Here is a 17406-nt window from a genome sequence, read left to right as displayed (position 1 = left end):
GGCCTTTTTCTTCGGCAGTGATGTCTCACCCCGAATATATCGCAGGCGGATCGTCTTTGTCGTCTATTTGACGATGACGATCCGGGTGTTGGCCGGGCCGAAAATCTCGACAAGCTGGTAGAAATCGGCGGCGTTGTTCGGATGCAGCCGCACGCAGCCATGCGAGGCCGGCTGTCCCAGGCGCTTGACGAAATTGGTCGCATGGACGGCGTAGCCGCCCTTGAAGAAGACCGAATGCGGCATCGGCGCATTGTCGTATTTCCTCGAATACCACATTTGGTGCATGCGGGTCGGCTTGAACGAGCCAGTCGGGGTGACATACCCCTTACCGCCGGTCGAGACCTTCCACGCGAAAGTCGGCCGCCCGTCGACCAGGACTTCCATCGTCTGCTGCGAAAGCGAAATCCGCGCCACGATCTGATTGGCGGCCCGATTGGCGGCATGGGCAACACTGTTGCCCGCGCCGAGCAGAAGAACCGCGCCCGTGGCGACGACGGCAGCGATGTTGATGAGCTTGGTGGAAATGGCAGTATACATGAGATCCCCCTGTCTGCCGGACATGGCCGGCTCCAATTCGATGACCGGCTTATCGTCGGGTGATGTTTCGAATTGATTTCGTATCGCGGACATTTGTGTTTCGAATCTGTTTCCTCTGGTTAACAGCCGGGAAGCCTATCCCGAGAGGCATCCCGAGGTGGAACCAAGGACAACGCCCTCGGCTGGCCAGCTCGGACCAGCGAAAAGATACAGTCATCGCCAAACGAAAGCGCGATCTTCCCTCATATGAAAGAAATTTGACTTGCCTCGAAACCAATTTGCAACCAAGCGCGCGAGTTGGCGGCATGATCTGGATACAGGCCGCCCGCAGAGTTGACCCAACGAGAACAGCCGGCACAAACGAAGATGAACCTGCAATCGAACGCAACATCCTGGCTTTTCGGGATAAGCATAGCCACAGCGATCGTTGGCGGCGTCGGCACCCTAGCCGGCGGCCCGACGACGAAGCTGCGGGGATGACTTCAGGCGAAGTTTCGACGCTGCATGCCGCACTGTTTTTCGCCACGGTCTGGATCGTATCCAGCCTGCGCATTAACCGGCTCAAGGCCCTCTGGCGGGTCGGTTTTGGGCTGAAGAAGATGCGCGGCCCCTCCGGCAACTTGCAGCCGAGAGGACCGAAGGCCCGCGCCGCGACGGGGGGCTCCGCTGGCGGCGCGGGCGCTTCGGGGGTTTCCCTGAAGCAAACCTGAAACCGAATTTGGGGAACAAAAACGATGAACACGAAATTTGCTGCTTCGGTGCTTTCCGCACTGCTCTACGCGCAGGGCCTGCTCGGCTTTGCCGGCCTCGCCACCGTGCTCCTGAAAGACCGGGCCCATGCCAGTGAACTCGGCACGGCCAACGAAATGCCGTCAGGTCCGTCGCTCCTCGTGGTGCGCTGAGTGCAAGCGCACGATCCCGAAATCGAAGACGATTTTCGCTGGGAATCATGCGCAAAATTGAAGGGCTGCAGCAGCCTTTGTGAGACAGCCCAACCATTAGTCGGCGAACTGCGTCGGCGGATCGAACCGGTAGCCCGCACCACGTATGGTAGTGATGGTTTCGGTGTCGAGCTTGCGGCGCAACCGCACGATGCGCGAATCGATCGAGCGATCGAAGGCATCGGCATTCTCGGCGGGCGCGGCGGCGATGATGTCGTCGCGCGTCAAGACCTTGCGCGGGCTGGCCAGGAACAGCCTGAGCAGCGCCACCTGACCCGGCGACAATTGTTCTTCGGTGCCAGAGCGATGCATGACCATGGCCGACCGGAGGTCGACCGTCGCGTTCTCCAGCACCACCAATTCCCCGGCGTTCCTGCCGCGCCGTGCCAGCAAGCCGCCGATGCGGGCTGCGAGTTCCCTGACGTTGAGCGGGCTCTCGACAACGTCGGCCGCGCCGAGTTCGAGCGCCAGCACTTTGTCGACGAGATCGGCCGGCCGGCAGATCAGGATGAAATCCGGACCGCCCTCGCCTCCATGGCGTCTGAGAAGATCACGCCCTTCCGCTTGGCTGAGGCTGTCGCCGACGACGACGACATCGATGTCCTTTCCGGAAAGCAAGGATTCGGCCTCCCACGGCTGCCGCACCGCCCGCACGTCATGACCGCGCCGCTTGAGATGGTCGGCGAGATCGGTCGCGACCACTTCGGCGACGGAAACAAGCGCGATGATCGATCGTGCAGCCATTTTTTCCGACCCTGCAACCGGCAACCCAAGATGAGCGCTGGACATGATGTTTATACCCAATCTACTTTCCACTGAAAGCGGGAGCGAGAGCATAGTGCGGGCACGAATTGTCATCGTCGAGGACGAGCCCGATCTGAGGGATGCAGTCGCCGAGTATCTCGGCGCCAGCGGCTACGATGTCGCCACGGCCGAGAGTGCCAGCGCCGCGCGAACCTTGCTGGAGACGCAGTCGTTCCATTTGGCCATTCTCGACATCGCCATGCCGGGTGAGGACGGCCTGTCGCTCGGCCGTTGGCTGCGCTCGAAAATGCCGATCGGCATCATTTATGCCACAGCCGCCGGCACCGCGCTCGACCGCATCGTCGGGCTGGAACTCGGCGCCGACGACTACATCGTCAAACCTTACGAGTTGCGCGAAGTGCTGGCGAGGGTGCGCAGCGTGTTGCGCCGCGTTCCCCAGCCGACCGAACCGAAGGGTGCCAAGGCCGAAACTGCTACCAACCGCCGTTTCATGAGCTTTGGCTCCTTCCATGCCGATCTCGACGGCAGGTTTGTCACCGGCGCCAATGGGACGGTCATCGACATGGCCAAGAGCGAGTTCGACGTGCTGGAGGTCTTCCTGACACGCGCCAACCGGTTGTTGACGCGTGCGGCGATCTCCGAGGCGATCGGCTTCTTGGAAGATACTGAATCGTCGCGCGCGGTCGACATCCGCATCATGCGGCTGAGAAAAAAGATCGAGGCGGACCCGGCCAATCCGAAATTTCTTCGCACGGTCCGCGGCGAAGGCTATATCTTCTCGCTGCCGACCGGCGAAAGTAACTGAGCGGCGCCACCACCGGCACCATTCTGGCCTGGCGTCACTCTGGCCTGACATGACTCTGGGCTGGCACGACTTTGGGCTGGCATGACCCTGAAATGACGACTGACCATGACGGTTGAGGCAACACACACCGATATGCAAGGCGTCAAGCAGGGCGCGGCGATGGCTGCCGTCCATATCGTTCGCCGGCTTCGCGAAGCTGGCGACTGGCAGCGCGAGATCGATAACATCCTTGAAACGCTCTGCGGGCCTATGGATTGCCAGCGCGGCATCCTGTTTCGTCTGCGCGAGCTGCCCGGCCAGGGCTTTGCCCAGTCGGTCGCGGCCTACTGGATCGACCCCCGATTTGGCGGCGAACTGGCATCGCCGACCGTGATCATGCAATCGGTTGTCAATTCGGACCCGCTGCTGGAGCGGCTGGCCGAGGACGAGCGGCAAGGCAAGATCTTCGCCGGGCACACCCGCAACCTCGAAGGTTTTCTGAGAGCCGACTTCGAAAAGCAGCACATCAAGTCGTTCCTGTCGGTGTCCGTCTTTGCGCATGGCCATCTGTGGGGCACGCTGGCTGTCAACAACTGCGTGAACGAGCGCGAATGGACCGACGAGGAAGAGGCGACGCTGCATATCGTGGCACTGGCCATCGGCGACGCCATCGAACGATCGCTTTCCGATGCCCATGCCAGCGAAGTCATCCGCCGCACCATGCTGCAGGCCTCGCTCGATGCCATCATCGTCATCGACGAGACCGGTTCGATCATCGAATTCAATCCCGCCGCTGAAAAGATGTTCGGCTACCAGCGCAGCGACATCCTCGGCAAGGACCTGCTCGACACCGTCGTTCCGGAATATTATCGCAAGGGTTATGTGTCGGGCGCCGAATACATGTCGGGCCGCGGCGCGCCGATGGTCGGCCAGCGGATCGAGACCGTCACCCAGAATGCGGCCGGCGAGGTCTTTCCGATCGAACTGACGGCGACCGAGATGCGGGTTGCCGACCGGCGCCTGATCTTCGGCTCGATCCGCGACCTGCGCGACAAATTGCGTGCCGAGGAGGAAATCGGCCGGCAGCGTGAAAAGCTGCACCAGAACGAGAAGATGGCGGCGATGGGCTCGCTGCTGGCCGGCGTGTCACACGAGCTCAACAACCCGCTTGCCGTGGTCGTCGCCCAATCGACGCTGTTGCATGAATTCGCGTCTGACCCGCAGACCAAGGTGCGCGCCGAAAAGGTGCGCGCTGCCGCCGAGCGCTGCGGCCGCATCGTCAAGAGCTTTCTGTCGATGGTTCGCCTGCATCCCGCGTCGCAGGCCGAGACCGACCTTAACCAGGTCGTTCGCGCGGCGCTCGAAGTAACCGCCTACGGCGCCAGGTCGAGCGGCATCATCATCGATACCGATTTCGCCAGCGGCCCGCTGCTGGCCATGGCCGACGCCGACCATGTGACGCAAGTGGTCGCCAACTTCCTCATCAACAGCCAGCATGCTTTGGCCGGCATTGCCGGCGACCGGCTGATCAAGGTCCGCACGTTTCGCAGCGACCGCGGCAATCCCTGTTTCTCGGTCGAGGACAACGGGCTGGGCGTGCCGGAAGCGATACGCTCCCGCATCTTCGAATCCTACTTCACCACCAAACCGGTCGGCGTCGGCACCGGTATTGGCCTGTCGATCTCGAAATCGATCATCGAACGGCACAATGGCAATGTCTGGTTCGAGGAAGTTGTGCCGAGGGGCGCGCGTTTCGTCGTCCAGCTGCCGGCGATCTCCGCCGGCGAGGCCACTGCCGGCGAAAGCCCGGTACGATCGAGCGGATTGCGCCATGCTCTGATCATCGACGATGAGCCGGATGTCGCCGCCTCATTGTCCGACATTCTGGAGTTGATGGGCATCAAGTCGCGGATCGTGCCGGCCTGGGCATCGGCCGCCGCGACCTTGACCGGCCATATGCCGCCGGACATCGTCTTTTCCGATCTGCGCATGCCCGGCACCAGCGGCATATCGATCTATCGCGAACTGCTCGCCGAAATGCCTGATCTGGCGCGGCGCTTTGTGCTGGTCACCGGCGATCTGATCGGTGCGAAAGCCGAAATCGAGGCGTTGCCTGCGCCGCAGCGGCCGCAGATTTTGGAAAAGCCGTTCAGCACGCTGGACGTGCGCGGCGTGCTCTCTGCCATTGCCGAGCAGGTCGCCCTAGGCACCTAAGGTCGGATTGTAGAACCCCAAAAGAAAGCTCCCGACCGGTGATGCGGCGGGAGCGTGCCTGGAGCGCTGGAGGTCGCTCGGGGCCTCAAAAAACGTTCGGCGTACCGGTGGCTGGCGCGGCATTGGCGATCACGCGGACCGCGCGAGCCTTGTGGATACCGGACTGCTCGGCGATGACGCGCAGGCAGTCCGCACTCTCGGCGCCCCAGGCCTGCCCCTTGCAGACAAAATCGATCTCCGGCATCGGCAGGCGCGAGGTCTTTGTCGTGGTCGGCGCACCGTCGACGATGTTTGCCGGCGGGTTCAGCGAGGCGAAGGCTGGACCAACCGTCGGCGCGAACGCCATGCCGGCAAATGCGGCAGCGGCCAGCACCACGAACAGCGCCATCGGATGGTCGTTGGCGCGCTGACGCAGCGCCAGTCTCGGCCGCCGGTCGTTGCGCTCCGGAGCTTGCAGACGGAGATCACGGTAGGCAGTCTGGATTTTCGTATACATCGCCGTTCCCTTCGTTGATTTTCTTTTTTTGATGAAACGAACCTAGTCGCGCTTTGTAACGGGCCAACGATGATGCGTATTCGGCATTGTAACGGGCGCGAAACCGATGTTTCGGACACGTCCCGGAAAAACCGGTCACAAACCGCAGAGCGGTGACGCTCAAGTCTTGCTGATTGCAGTCGGGAGCGCGCCATTCGAGCATCGGACGGGGCAAACCCTGAGTTGCCTTCTTCACCGTCTGGAGCTCTGTTTTTCCACGCCGCTTTCGCAGCTCAAGCCGAGACGGGCACGACTATTCGAACCTTGGCTAACACCCGGATTTCTTGGGGATTTCCGCAGCCTTGAGCATTTCGATCTCGGCCTGGAAAGCCGAAGGGGCTGGCACTAAGAAAATCATCTATTTACTCAACCCATTGCATTTCAAAGAAAAATATGATCTTATTGAATGAGTATTCAACAAAAGAAGAGCCTTTTATGAACCCGCACCTCCGTGACGTGGCGATCCCCAACAATTGGGACCGGCGGGGCCTGCCGGGCTGGAGTTATCATTCCAACGCCCTGCTCGAACTCGAGAAGGAATACGTCTTCCGCAACCATTGGCAGATCGCCGGCCACATCAGCGACGTGCCGAACGCCGGCGACTATCTGACCATGGACGTGGTCGGCGAGCGGGCGCTGATCGTGCGCAGCAAGGACGGCGTGGTGCGCGCCTTCAACAATATGTGCCGCCATCGCGGCAGCCGCGTCGTCGCCGACAGCCAGGGCACCTGCAAGAATGCTCTGGTCTGCCCTTTCCATGGCTGGGTCTATAATCTCGACGGCACGCTGCGGGGCGCTGCCCGTCCGCGCTCTTTCCCCGATCTCGACAAGACCGAATTCGGCCTGATGCCGCTCGATCTCGAGATCTGGATGGGCCTCATCTTCATCCGCTTCCGCAAGGGTGGCCCGCAACCGCCGGTAGCCGACCTGCTGAAGCCGATCGAGGCCGAGATCGCCCATTACGGTGTCGCCGAGATGGTGCCGTCCTGGGGTATCTGGACCCAGAAGAGCCCGGTCAACTGGAAGTCGGTGCGCGATGTCGACAATGAGGGCTACCATGTCGCCATGGCGCATCCCGCATTGCAGGATCTTTACGGCGCGACTTATTTCGACGAGCCGTTCCTCAACGGCGTGTCGCGCTCATTCGCCACCTACAATCCGCATGCCGGACGGCGCTGGAGCGTCGCGCAATACCTCAAGATCGCGCCAGAGGCGGCGCACCTGCCAGAACATCTGCGCAAGGCCTGGATCTATTACGGCATCTTCCCCAACAACGCGCTGTCGATCATGCCAGAGTCGGTGCAGTTCTATCAGGAGTTCCCGCTGTCGACCGGTGAGACACTGCTGCGCGGCGCCATCTACCGCTACCCCGACGAGACCAGGGAGCAGGCCGCGGCGCGCTATCTTGCTTACCGCATCGATCGCGACACCATGAACGAGGACGTGCAGCTCTCGGTGTGGTCGAACGAATCCATGCTGTCGGAAGCCTTTGGCGGCTTTTATCTCTCCGACCTCGAATATGGCGTGCGCACCCACCACGACCATCTGCGCAAGCAAATCCCCGTGCTCGGGCTGGAAACGGCGCCGGAGGAAAAGGATATGTGGGCGCTCAACGACGCATTGAGGTCGCAAGTATAAGGCGAGGCGCTGATGAGAGCGTCCCTCTCCCCGTCTACGCGGAGAGGATGCCGGGAGGCAGGTGAGGGGCAGCGCCGGCTTGTGAGGTTGTCCTTTCAGTCAGACGATACTCTCTGGCATCCCGGCTGCCACAGCCAATCGCCAGGCTCAGCGCCGCCCCCGTAGAACGGGGAGAAGGGAGGACCTCACCCCTGCCAAACCCCTTCCCGCCGCAAATCGTCCATGGTGCGCGAAATGCCTTCGCGCAGGATCGACACCATGTCATCGATCTGCTCTCGCGTGATGATCAGCGGCGGCGACATCACGCACATGTTGATCAGCGGCCGAACCAGCAGCCCAAGTTCATGGCAATGCGCATCGATGCGCTTGCCGACATCCTTGTCGAGCTGCAGCGGATCCTTGCTTTCGCGATCGGCGACGCACTCGACGCAAGCCATCAGCCCGAGGCCGCGCACTTCGCCGACCAGCGGCAGCTCTTCCAGCGTCTTCAGTTGCGCCTGGAAATAGGGCGCAACCTCACGCGCGTGCGTCAGCACGCTTTCTTCCAGTATATCGAGGTTCTTCAGCGCCACCGCGCAGCCGACCGGATGGCTGGTGTAGGTCAACCCATGGCCGAACATGGCGTCCGGATGGTTTGAGCGGCGCAGCTCCTCGAGAAGCCGTTCAGAGATGATGACGCCGCCAAGCGGGAAATAGCCTGACGTGACGCCCTTGGCGAAGGTGATCATATCAGGGTCGATGCCGAACATATCGCCGGAAGCAAAGACATGCCCAAGCCGGCCGAAGGCGGTCACCACCTCATCGGAAACATAGAGAATGTCGTTGTCGCGGCAGATCTCGCGGATGCGCTTGAGATAGCCGTCTGGAGGCACGACGACGCCACCCGACGCCTGCACCGGCTCGCCGACGAAAGCGCCGATCCTGTCGGCTCCGACACGGGCGACAGTATCGCGGAATTCGTCCACCAGGACATCGGTGAAGGCTGAAATGCTCATGCCGCGCGGGCGGCGGAACGGATCGGGCGACGACAGCTTGACGACCAGATCGTCGGCGCCGTCCATCCAGTCGCGATCGCGCGGACGCCCGTTGAGCGAAGCCGAGAGATAGGTCGAGCCATGATAGGCGCCGCCCCGGCTCAGGATCAGCTTCTTTTCCGGACGGCCGCGGACATTGTTGTAGAACTGCATGAAGCGCAGCGCCGTCTCCACGGCCGAAGAGCCGCCGGTGGTGAAGAAGACATGGCTGAGGTCGCCGGGCGCATGGCCGGCGATGCGCATGGCGAGTTCGGCAGACGGCGCGTTCATCGTGTACCACGGCGTGTTGTAGGACAGCGCCATCGCCTGGTCGTACATCACCTTCGCGAGCTCCTCGCGGCGGTGGCCGATATTGATGCACCACATGCCGGCCGGCCCATCGATCAGCTTTTTGCCGGCGCTGTCGGTGATGTAGATGCCGTCGCCCTCACCGATCAGGGCGCGCGCCTCTGCGCCGACCGAACCGGCGAACGGCCAAGGCTGGACAAGGTGGCGCTTGGCCAGCTCGACGGCATCGGCGGGCCCAGCCGTTTCAGTCGCCCTCAAATCTCTTGCAGCCGCCATCCGTCGCCTCGCATTGTTTCGTCGCAAATACCATCTGACACGAAGCCCGGCGCCAAGCACCGGAAAAACTGGTCTTCTTCGTCACATTCTGAATGTCCGTTCAATCAATATTGCAGAAATAGCGCTTGATTTCAATCGGCGGATGCGCGCATGATGAAAGAAAGCCGGCAAGCTCGGAGCGCGACCAGCAAAATGGGTACCGGTTTTGCTTATCGATCGCGCTCCAGGCACATAATTGGGAACAAGCCGCCGGAACCAATGGGATGGCGAATGGCAGGACAGTCCGAGCCAGAAACCGAGATCGCGCCTGGAGCCCTGCCCGAGGGCTTGCAATGACGGCGGCCGCGGAAGGGTCGCCCGCGTTTGGCATGACGCGGGCCAGGCGAAATGCCCTTCTGCAGTCCGAACCCGTCCAGGGCTTTGCCCTGATCAGCCCGACCTTTCTCTACGCGCTCATACTTCTGGTCCTGCCGATCCTGGTGGTCGTCGCGCACTCTTTCTGGACGCAGAACTATCTGACCATCGATCGTACCTTCACCCTGGAAAACTACCGCATCGCGCTGACCGAACCGATCTATCGCGACCTGCTCTGGCGCTCGCTCTACATTTCGCTGATGGTGAGCTTCTTCACAGTCGTCCTCGCCTACCCGATTGCCTACTTCATTTCGTTCCATGGCGGCCGCCACAAGAGCCTGTGGCTGTTCCTCATCACCATCCCGTTCTGGACCAGCTACCTGCTGCGGGTGATGTCGTGGAAGGTCATCCTCGGCTACAATGGCGTGCTCAATTCCGGCTTGCTCGGCCTTGGCATCATCGACGAGCCGTCGACCGCATTGCTCTACAATTCAAGTGCCGTCATCATCACCCTGACTCACGCCTGGGCGGCGTTCGCCATCCTGCCGATCTTCGTCTCGCTGGAAAAAATCGACCGCACGCTGGTCGAGGCGGCCAAGGACCTCGGCGATGGTCCCATCCGTTCCTTTCTGCGCGTGACGCTGCCGCTGTCGGCGCCCGGCATCATCTCGGCGGCGCTGATCGTCATGATCCCGACCGTCGGCGACTATGTCACCCCGAAGCTTGTCGGCGGCAAGGATGGCGTCATGATTGCCAACGCCATCCAGGCCCAATTCGGCAAGGCCTCCAACTGGCCTCTGGGCGCAGCGCTCTCGGTCACCACAATGCTGATCGTGACGCTGATGGCCGGCGCCACCGTGCTGATCATCCGCGCCGCCCAGAGGATGGCACGATGAAGGCTGGCACGATGAGGCTGGCGCGATGACGACGATGCGGCGCTTCCTGGCCAGCAGATGGCTGTCGGCCTATGCGTTTTTCTATGTCGTGTTCCTCTATCTGCCGGTCATCTTCCTGCCGATTTTCTCGGTCAACACCGCCGCGACACCGAAATTCCCGCTCTCCGGCTTCACGCTCAAATGGTATGAGGATCTGCCGCGCACCCCGGCGCTGCTTGACGCCGCCTGGAACAGCTTGGTCGTCGGCGTTTCGGCTTCCATTCTCTCTACCGTGCTCGGCATTCTCGCGGCCCGCTCGATCACCCGCTACCGCTATCCCGGTCGCCGCGCCATCAACGGCCTGATTATGGCGCCGCTGGTGCTGCCCGAAATCATCATCGCCATCTCCATGCTCCTGGTGATACTGCAACTGGGTTTGAGCCTGTCTCTGCTCACCATCGTGCTCGGCCATGTCCTGATCTGCGTTCCCTATTCGATGACCGTGCTGACCGCCGGTTTCGAGGGCTTCGACCGCAGCCTGGAGGAGGCCTCCGCCGATCTTGGCGAGAGCGCCTTCGGCACCTTTCGGCGGGTGACGCTGCCGATGGTGGCGCCGGCCATCATTTCGAGCCTGCTCGTCTGCTTCACCATTTCACTCGACGAGTTCATCATCGCCTTCTTCCTGACCGGCACCGAGGCGACGCTGCCGATCTACATCTGGGGCCAGTTGCGCTTCGCCTCGAAGCTGCCTGGCGTGCTGGCCCTGGGCACGCTCCTGCTGGCCGCCTCCTTCCTGCTGATGACCGTTGCCGAGATCCTGCGCCGCCGCGCGGCCAAACGTACCCAGAACGAGGGAGGCCTCTATGGCTGAGCGGCTCCAAACCGAACGACCCCACCAGACCGAACGCCCAATGATCGAGATTCGCAACGTCACCCGCAGCTACGGTTCGTTCAAGGCGCTGGACGACGCCTCGCTGACCATCAAGGAGGGCGAGTTCTTCTCGCTGCTCGGCCCGTCCGGCTGCGGCAAGACCACGCTGTTGCGCATGATCGCCGGCTTCGACAATCCGACCAGCGGTTTGATCTCGGTCGACGGTCAGTCGATGGAAGGCATCCCCGCCAATCGCCGGCCGACCAACATGGTGTTCCAGAGCTATGCGATCTTCCCGCATCTCAATGTCGAGCAGAACGTCGCCTATGGGCTGAAGCGGTTGAGGCTCGAACGGTCGGAAGAAAAGCGCCGCGTCGAAGAGGCGCTGGCCCAGGTGTCGCTGACCGGCCTCGGCAAGCGCCTCGCCACCGAACTGTCCGGCGGCCAGCGCCAGCGCGTCGCGCTGGCCCGCGCGCTGGTGATGCGGCCCAAGGTACTTCTGCTCGACGAGCCGCTGTCGGCGCTGGACAAGAAGCTGCGCGAGCAGATGCAAGTCGAACTGCGTCGCTTGCAGCAGGCGGTCGGCATCACCTTCGTACTGGTCACGCACGACCAGTATGAGGCGCTGGCGATGTCGGACCGCATCGCCGTCATGTTCGGCGGCAGGATCGCGCAGGTCGCTTCGCCCAAGGAGATCTACCAGCGTCCGGTCAACCGCCAGGTTGCCGATTTCCTCGGCGGCATGAACTTCGTCAAGGCCGAGATCGTTGAGGAGGACAGCGCTTCGCTGGTCCTCGACACGCTGGGCTTCGGCCGCGTCAAGACCGACAAGCCCAGGGCTTTCGTCCGCAATGGCGGCGCCGCCACGCTCGGCATCCGCCCGGAGCGTCTGCGCGTGCTGTGGGACAATGCCACGGCGAAATTCGAGGTGGCCGGCAAGGTCGTGGAGCGCCATTACTTTGGCGAGATCACCCATCTGATCGTGGAGATACCGGGGTTGGAAAAGCCACTTTCGGTGACCGAAACCAACGATTTCGGCGCCGACGACATACCGGTCGGCACCTCGATCCGTCTCGCCTACGATCCCGAGGCGCTGGTGGCGATGGCAGACTGAAGGCCCGAGATGATCTTTCGTGCAGCGATGCGCCCGACCACAACAGCGCCCTCGATGTAGCCCGGGAATGACGGCGACAGTTCGGACGCGGCGAAGTGCAGTGGTGGCGCGCCGGCCAGGATGATGCGTTCGGCGTCGGTCGCCGTCGCATCGACGATAAGATCGCTGTAGCCGCCGCCGCTCCAGCGATCATGCGTCCAGTCGCGATAACTGAAATCGAGCATGTCGGCGGCCTCCGTGCCGAGCACATCTTCGAGCCTCGTCATCACCTCGGCGCGCAATGATGCGTCGCCGAGCTCACGCCAGCGCAGGGCCAGCGGCCCGCCAACGAAAACGACCAGCGCGGCATGGTCTTCGTCCTTGCTGGCGTCGCAGGCAAAGAGACCCGATGGATCGCGCCACATCACCACGCCGCTCAAGCCTCTTGCACGCCAGAAGGCACTGGGATAGCGCACCAGCACTTTGATCACCGCGCCGCTTTGCCAGACGTCAAGCGCCCGTTTCAGGGCAGCCGGCAACGGCGGCACGAAATCCAGCTTGGAGGCCATCATCGGCGGCACGGCAACGAGGGCCACCCGTGCTTCCACCGAGCCGGTCGCCGAAACCAGGCGAACCCCTTTCGGCCCGTGCTCGATGGTCCCAACCGGCGCGTTCAGCCGCACACGATCGCCGAGATCGCTGGCCAGATCGTCCGCCAGCGACTGCATGGTTTCACGCACAAAATATTGCAGCTCCGAAACCTCGTTGGTGATGCGACGGTCATTGTCGATCAGGTGCCACAGCGGCAGTTTTTCGAGCCCTTGGCACCACAGGCCCTCGATCATCGAACGGAACGCCGCCTTGGCTTCATCGCGATCATGCTGACGATCGAGCCACGCTGCGACGGTCAAGCCGGCAATGGCAGGATCGTCCGGTGCGATCGAATTCATCCGATTGCGGATCGCCATCGACGCAACGTAGGTTCGCTCGGCCTGCCGCGCGCCCATCCGCGGCTGAGTGACGAACTCTCCTTCGACATAGGTCTCGACCAGCGTCTTGCCGCGCGCCTGCAGCAGCGCCATCAGCTCCGGCATGTCCTGGCACAAGAATTGGGCGCCGCTGTCGATCCGCTCGCCGAGTCCATTCTGCCTGGACTCCACGCGCCCGCCGACACGATCGCGCGCTTCGAGCAACAGGAAATCGATGCCGGCTTTCTTCAGCTCATGCGCGGCCGACAGGCCAGTGAACCCCGCGCCGACGATGACGACATCGGTTCTTTCGATTTCCGTCTTCAATAACCGGCCTTGATCTTCTCGAACTCTTCGATCATCCGCTGCTTGAGCTCCGGCGCCACGGGCTGCTGGAACAAGGTCTTGTCGAGGAATTTGTCGAGATCGTCGAAACCCCGTTCGGCCAGCAGCTTAGGCTCGATCGCCGCCATGCCGGCGGCATTGCCGTGGCCGTAACCGAATGTCGTGACCATGTAGCCTGACACGTCAGGCGCGTTGACCGCGTTCAGGAAATCATAGGCCTGATCGAGATTGCCCGGCGCATCCTTCATCAGCACATAGCCGCACACCCAGGTCGACAGGCCTTCCCTGGTGCCGCGGTTCATGGCGATCGGCACACCCTGGCCTTTGAGCGTGACGAAGGTCTCGTTCCAGCCCCAGGCCAGATCGACCTCGTTGCCGGAGAAGGCCTGATTGATGTCGGTATCGTCGGTCCAGTAGAAGCGGATGTTCTTGTGCACTTGGCGCAGGAAATCGGACGCCTCCTTGAACTGCGCATCGGTCATCTTGGTCCAGTCCTTCAACCCGATGACCAGGCTTGCCAGTGCATAGGCGTCGTCGACATTGTCGCCGATGGTAACGCGTCCCCTAAATTTCGGGTCGGCGAAGATCCGCAGTGACTGCGCTTGTTCCGCCGTCACATTGTCGGTGCGATAGAGCAGCGATGTGTTGCCCCAATCGAAAGGCATGAACCAGGCCTTGCCGTCGGCGGTGGTGGCAAGATCCTTCATCGCCATGATGCCGGGATTGAGGTCGTTCCAGCCGGCGATACGGGTGGTGTCGAGCGGCTGCAGCATGCCGGCCTCGCGCCACTTCACCACGCTTTGTGAGCAGGGATGCGCAATATCGGCCTTGAAGCCGGCCCGCATTTTCTGGAAGGCCTCGTCCTCGTCGCCGAAGAAAGCAAAGCTCGGTTCAGTCCCGTATTTGACGGCATAGGCCGGATGAAGCAGCGGATCCTCGTAGCCGGACCAGTCGAACACAACGAGATCGCCCCCGTCCGCCGCAAAGGCGAGGGCAGCGCCTGCGCCGATCGTGCATGCGGCAGCAACGGCAAGGCGGCGAAGCATAGAACCCATGGCGCGAAACTCCTCATCGCGGGAAGCGGCGCAGCGACGTTACGGAATTTCAGTGACCTTGGCGAGCCCGTCTGCCCGCCAGTTTGGTGGGCAGACGGGATAGGTGAAACAAGCTCAATAGCCGGCTTTGATCTTCTCGAACTCGGCGATCATCTTCAGCTTGATTTCCGAGGGAACCGGAGCCTGGAACAGCGTCTTGTCGACGAACTTCTGCACGTCGTCGTAACCCTTTTCCTTCAGCACGGCCTGGTCGACACCAGCCATGCCCTTGGCGTTGGCCTGGCCATAGCCCCAGTCCTTGACCAGGATGTTGGCGACTTCCGGATCGTTAACGGCATTCAGATAATCATAGGCCTTGTCGGTATTCCCTGGTGCATCCTTGAACAGCACATAGCCGCAGACCCAGGTTGAAATGCCCTCGTCGGTATCCTTCTTGGCCTTGATCGGCACGCCAGCGGCGACCGACTGCACCGTCGCGTCGTTCCACGCCCAGGCAAGATCGACCTCGCCGCCGCCCAACAGCTGAACGATATCGGTGGAATCGGTCCAGTAGGAGCGAACATTCTTATGCACCTCGCGCAGGAAATCCGACGCCTGCTTGAACTGGTCGTCGGTCATCTTGGTCCAGTCTTTGAGACCGATCGCCAGCGAGGCCAGCGCATAGGCGTCGTCGACATTGTCGCCGATGGAAACCCTGCCCTTGAACTTGGGATCGGCCAAGGCCTTCAGCGACTGGACGTCCTTCTCATCGACCTTGTCGGAATTATAGGTCAGCTGCGAGTTGCCCCAATCCCAGGGCATGAACCAGGCCTTGCCGTCGGCGGTGGTGGCGAGATCCTTCATCGCCATGATGCCGGGATTGAGGTCGTTCCAGCCCGATATTTTCGACGTATCGAGCGGCTGCAGCAGTCCCGCCTCGCGCCATTTCACCACGCTTTGCGAGCAGGGATGACCGAGATCGGCCTTGAAGCCTGCACGGGCTTTTTCGAACGCCTCGTCCTCGTCGCCGAAAAAGGTGAAGGTTGGTGAGTCACCGTTCTTCTCGACGTATTTCTGGTGGAAACCGGGATCCTCGTAGCCGGACCAGTCGAACACGATCAGGTCCTTGTCCGCGGCAAGTGCGGCGGCCGAAGCCGCCAGCACACCGCTCAGCGCCAATGTCAGTGTCAGGCGTCGGGTCATTGTCTTCATTGCTGTTCCATCCTCTTTTTTGATTGTTCAGGCGGTCTTGTCGCCGCCGGCTGTTGGCCATGGATAATGCTTTGGAAATGCAGCCGACAGGAACTCGTTGGCCGCCTGCAGCGCGGTTTCGCGGGTGACGTCCTCTGTTCCCATCATCAGGCGCAGCCACAGACCTTCCAACATGGCACTGAGTGCCAGCGCCATGACTTGCGGCTCGAAGGCGTAGCCGCCGCTTTGCTTGAGCGTCGCGCAAAGGTCGATGAAGACTTTCTGATAGGCCGCGTCGCGCGCGCCGCACAGCGCCTGATAAGTCGGCCGCGACTTGGCCTCGCCCCAGAAGGCGCACCAGGCGGCCAGCTTGCGCTTGTTGCAGATCGAGCGATCGAAATCGGCGGCAACCAGGGCCTTCAACTGGCGGGCAGGATCGTTGCCAGCCCTGGTGAGGGCAGCGCGCCAGTGCGCGGCATATTCGTCGGCCATGTATGCTAATGTGGCGACGAGCAGCTTCTCCTTGCTCTCGAAGTGGAAGTTGACGATGCCGCGCGACAGGCCGGCGCCATCGGCGACATCGGCCATCGTCGTCTCCGAATAACCGCGCTTGGCCAGCGAATCGATTGTCGCCTCGATCAGCTGCAGCTGCCTGACCTCCTTCGACGCCTTGCGACCGCGCTTTTCGGGCTCGTGTTTGCGCGCTGATTCGATGAGGGCCTCCTTGGCCTCGGCTGTCTTCATGGGCGTGATGGTCTCCAGCATCGCCGGCTATCCAACCGGCTTTCGACCGCGAAGATGAGTGGGGCGGTGCTCGCCGCTGTCAAGAACCTTCTGCATGGCTTCCCAGGTTCGTATGTTCTTGTCGACATAGGCCGCTCCGACGGCTGCCGCGGCTTCCGGGTAGAGCGGTCCTTTGAGACGGTTCAGTTCCTCTCGTGCGACCTCGCGATACCAGGCATTGCGGTCACGCACGGTGACATCGGCAAAGCCTGCCCGACGCATCGCCGCGGCATAGCGGGCCGGCGACGCCATGGCGAAGGACAGGCCTTCTGCGGCGACATAGGCCTTCATCTCCGGCGACGGCTCGCCGTCATGTGAAATCATCCAGTTCGAGGCAGCGAAGACCCCGCCCGGCTTCAGCACGCGAAAGATTTCGGCAAACAAGGCATCCTTGTCGGAAACATGCAGCAACGCATCCTTTGAGAAGACGAAATCGAAGGAAGCATCCGTGAACGGCAACGGCCCGGGCGGCGTCTGGACGAAATTGGCGCGGCCGGAAAGCCCGCGTGCGGCCGCCCTTTGCCGGGCCGTTTCGATCACCGGCCGCTCGACATCGAAGCCTGTAACGTGGGCAGCGCCATGGCGCTCGAGCAGATGCAGCGTGATGCCGCCGGAGCCGCAGCCAATGTCGAGGATCGTCCTGCCCTTGAGCGTAAGGTCCTCGACAACCCGGTCGACCTCATCCGGCCCGCCGGGCGACAGATAGCCATCGCCCCACAGCGCCTCGAGGAAGCGGATGGCGGTGTCGTCATATTCCGGCTCGGCATCCGCCGTTTCGATCATCAGACCTAGTCCCAGTCCACTCTCGAATATCGGCAAAGCCTAGCGCATGTCTGCGAAAACGCAATATCATTTGTTGAACATTCATTCAGAATGGCTG

General features: G+C 61.9%; 17 protein-coding genes. 8 read left to right on the top strand and 9 right to left on the bottom strand.

Annotated features, from left to right (window positions below; translation table 11 throughout):
• Positions 1-63: 63 nt before the first annotated feature.
• Positions 64-537, bottom strand: coding sequence for a L,D-transpeptidase (locus ABID19_RS21300; protein WP_354492932.1), 474 nt, complete (start codon positions 535-537; stop codon positions 64-66).
• A 476-nt stretch (positions 538-1013) separates the two neighbouring features.
• Between ABID19_RS21300 and ABID19_RS21295 the strand changes: the two genes are divergently transcribed.
• Positions 1014-1247, top strand: coding sequence for a hypothetical protein (locus tag ABID19_RS21295; protein WP_354492931.1), 234 nt, complete (start codon positions 1014-1016; stop codon positions 1245-1247).
• A gap of 24 nt (positions 1248-1271) precedes the next feature.
• A complete protein-coding gene (locus ABID19_RS21290) occupies positions 1272-1439 on the top strand; it encodes a hypothetical protein (RefSeq protein WP_354492930.1) in 168 nt (55 codons plus the stop codon).
• Positions 1440-1535: 96 nt separating this feature from the next.
• Here ABID19_RS21290 and ABID19_RS21285 read toward each other — a convergent pair whose 3' ends face one another.
• The gene (locus tag ABID19_RS21285) at positions 1536-2222 is read right to left on the bottom strand and encodes a response regulator transcription factor (protein ID WP_352927731.1); all 687 of its coding nucleotides are present in this window, start codon (positions 2220-2222) and stop codon (positions 1536-1538) included.
• A 46-nt stretch (positions 2223-2268) separates the two neighbouring features.
• Here ABID19_RS21285 and ABID19_RS21280 point away from each other — a divergent pair, with 46 nt between their 5' ends.
• Positions 2269-3048, top strand: a complete 780-nt coding sequence (locus tag ABID19_RS21280; protein WP_354493015.1) for a response regulator transcription factor — start codon at positions 2269-2271, stop codon at positions 3046-3048.
• A 105-nt stretch (positions 3049-3153) separates the two neighbouring features.
• Entirely contained in the window at positions 3154-5241 is a 2088-nt protein-coding gene (locus tag ABID19_RS21275) for a PAS domain S-box protein (RefSeq protein WP_354492929.1), read from the top strand.
• An 85-nt stretch (positions 5242-5326) separates the two neighbouring features.
• Here the strand turns inward: ABID19_RS21275 and ABID19_RS21270 are convergent, their stop codons facing one another.
• Positions 5327-5737 (bottom strand): hypothetical protein, encoded by a 411-nt coding sequence (locus tag ABID19_RS21270; RefSeq protein ID WP_352927736.1) that lies wholly within the window; start codon positions 5735-5737, stop codon positions 5327-5329.
• Between the two features lie 474 nt (positions 5738-6211).
• Between ABID19_RS21270 and ABID19_RS21265 the strand changes: the two genes are divergently transcribed.
• Positions 6212-7414 carry an aromatic ring-hydroxylating oxygenase subunit alpha gene (locus tag ABID19_RS21265; protein WP_354492928.1) on the top strand — a complete coding sequence of 401 codons (1203 nt, stop codon included), beginning with the start codon at positions 6212-6214 and terminating at the stop codon, positions 7412-7414.
• A gap of 185 nt (positions 7415-7599) precedes the next feature.
• Here ABID19_RS21265 and ABID19_RS21260 read toward each other — a convergent pair whose 3' ends face one another.
• Positions 7600-9012: an aminotransferase gene (locus ABID19_RS21260; protein ID WP_354492927.1), complete on the bottom strand. Its 1413-nt coding sequence runs from the start codon at positions 9010-9012 to the stop codon at positions 7600-7602.
• Positions 9013-9344: 332 nt separating this feature from the next.
• On the opposite strand from ABID19_RS21260, the gene ABID19_RS21255 reads away from it, so the two are divergent.
• The 3 genes from ABID19_RS21255 to ABID19_RS21245 are packed head-to-tail and all read left to right on the top strand — an operon-like array spanning position 9345 to position 12226.
• A complete protein-coding gene (locus tag ABID19_RS21255) occupies positions 9345-10262 on the top strand; it encodes an ABC transporter permease (protein ID WP_352927744.1) in 918 nt (305 codons plus the stop codon).
• A 25-nt stretch (positions 10263-10287) separates the two neighbouring features.
• Positions 10288-11112: an ABC transporter permease gene (locus ABID19_RS21250; protein WP_354492926.1), complete on the top strand. Its 825-nt coding sequence runs from the start codon at positions 10288-10290 to the stop codon at positions 11110-11112.
• A 40-nt stretch (positions 11113-11152) separates the two neighbouring features.
• Entirely contained in the window at positions 11153-12226 is a 1074-nt protein-coding gene (locus tag ABID19_RS21245) for an ABC transporter ATP-binding protein (protein WP_352927749.1), read from the top strand.
• Here ABID19_RS21245 and ABID19_RS21240 read toward each other — a convergent pair.
• The 5 genes from ABID19_RS21240 to ABID19_RS21220 all read right to left on the bottom strand — a co-directional run bounded on the left by ABID19_RS21240 (position 12190) and on the right by ABID19_RS21220 (position 17309).
• Positions 12190-13500, bottom strand: coding sequence for a flavin monoamine oxidase family protein (locus ABID19_RS21240; protein WP_354492925.1), 1311 nt, complete (start codon positions 13498-13500; stop codon positions 12190-12192). The genes ABID19_RS21245 and ABID19_RS21240 overlap by 37 nt on opposite strands.
• Positions 13497-14573, bottom strand: a complete 1077-nt coding sequence (locus tag ABID19_RS21235) for an extracellular solute-binding protein (protein ID WP_354492924.1) — start codon at positions 14571-14573, stop codon at positions 13497-13499. The genes ABID19_RS21240 and ABID19_RS21235 overlap by 4 nt, the downstream gene beginning before the upstream one ends.
• A gap of 114 nt (positions 14574-14687) precedes the next feature.
• A complete protein-coding gene (locus tag ABID19_RS21230; RefSeq protein WP_354492923.1) occupies positions 14688-15764 on the bottom strand; it encodes an ABC transporter substrate-binding protein in 1077 nt (358 codons plus the stop codon).
• 27 nt (positions 15765-15791) lie between these two features.
• Complete coding sequence (betI, locus tag ABID19_RS21225) at positions 15792-16508, bottom strand: transcriptional regulator BetI (protein WP_354492922.1); 717 nt, start codon at positions 16506-16508, stop codon at positions 15792-15794.
• Between the two features lie 6 nt (positions 16509-16514).
• The gene (locus ABID19_RS21220; protein ID WP_354492921.1) at positions 16515-17309 is read right to left on the bottom strand and encodes a class I SAM-dependent methyltransferase; all 795 of its coding nucleotides are present in this window, start codon (positions 17307-17309) and stop codon (positions 16515-16517) included.
• Positions 17310-17406 lie beyond the last annotated feature (97 nt).

This window comes from Mesorhizobium robiniae, assembly GCF_040545535.1.
Classification (GTDB): Bacteria; Pseudomonadota; Alphaproteobacteria; order Rhizobiales; family Rhizobiaceae; genus Mesorhizobium; species Mesorhizobium robiniae.
Note: the sequence above shows the minus strand (reverse complement) of the source record. Positions and strands in the feature narration are given on the sequence as shown.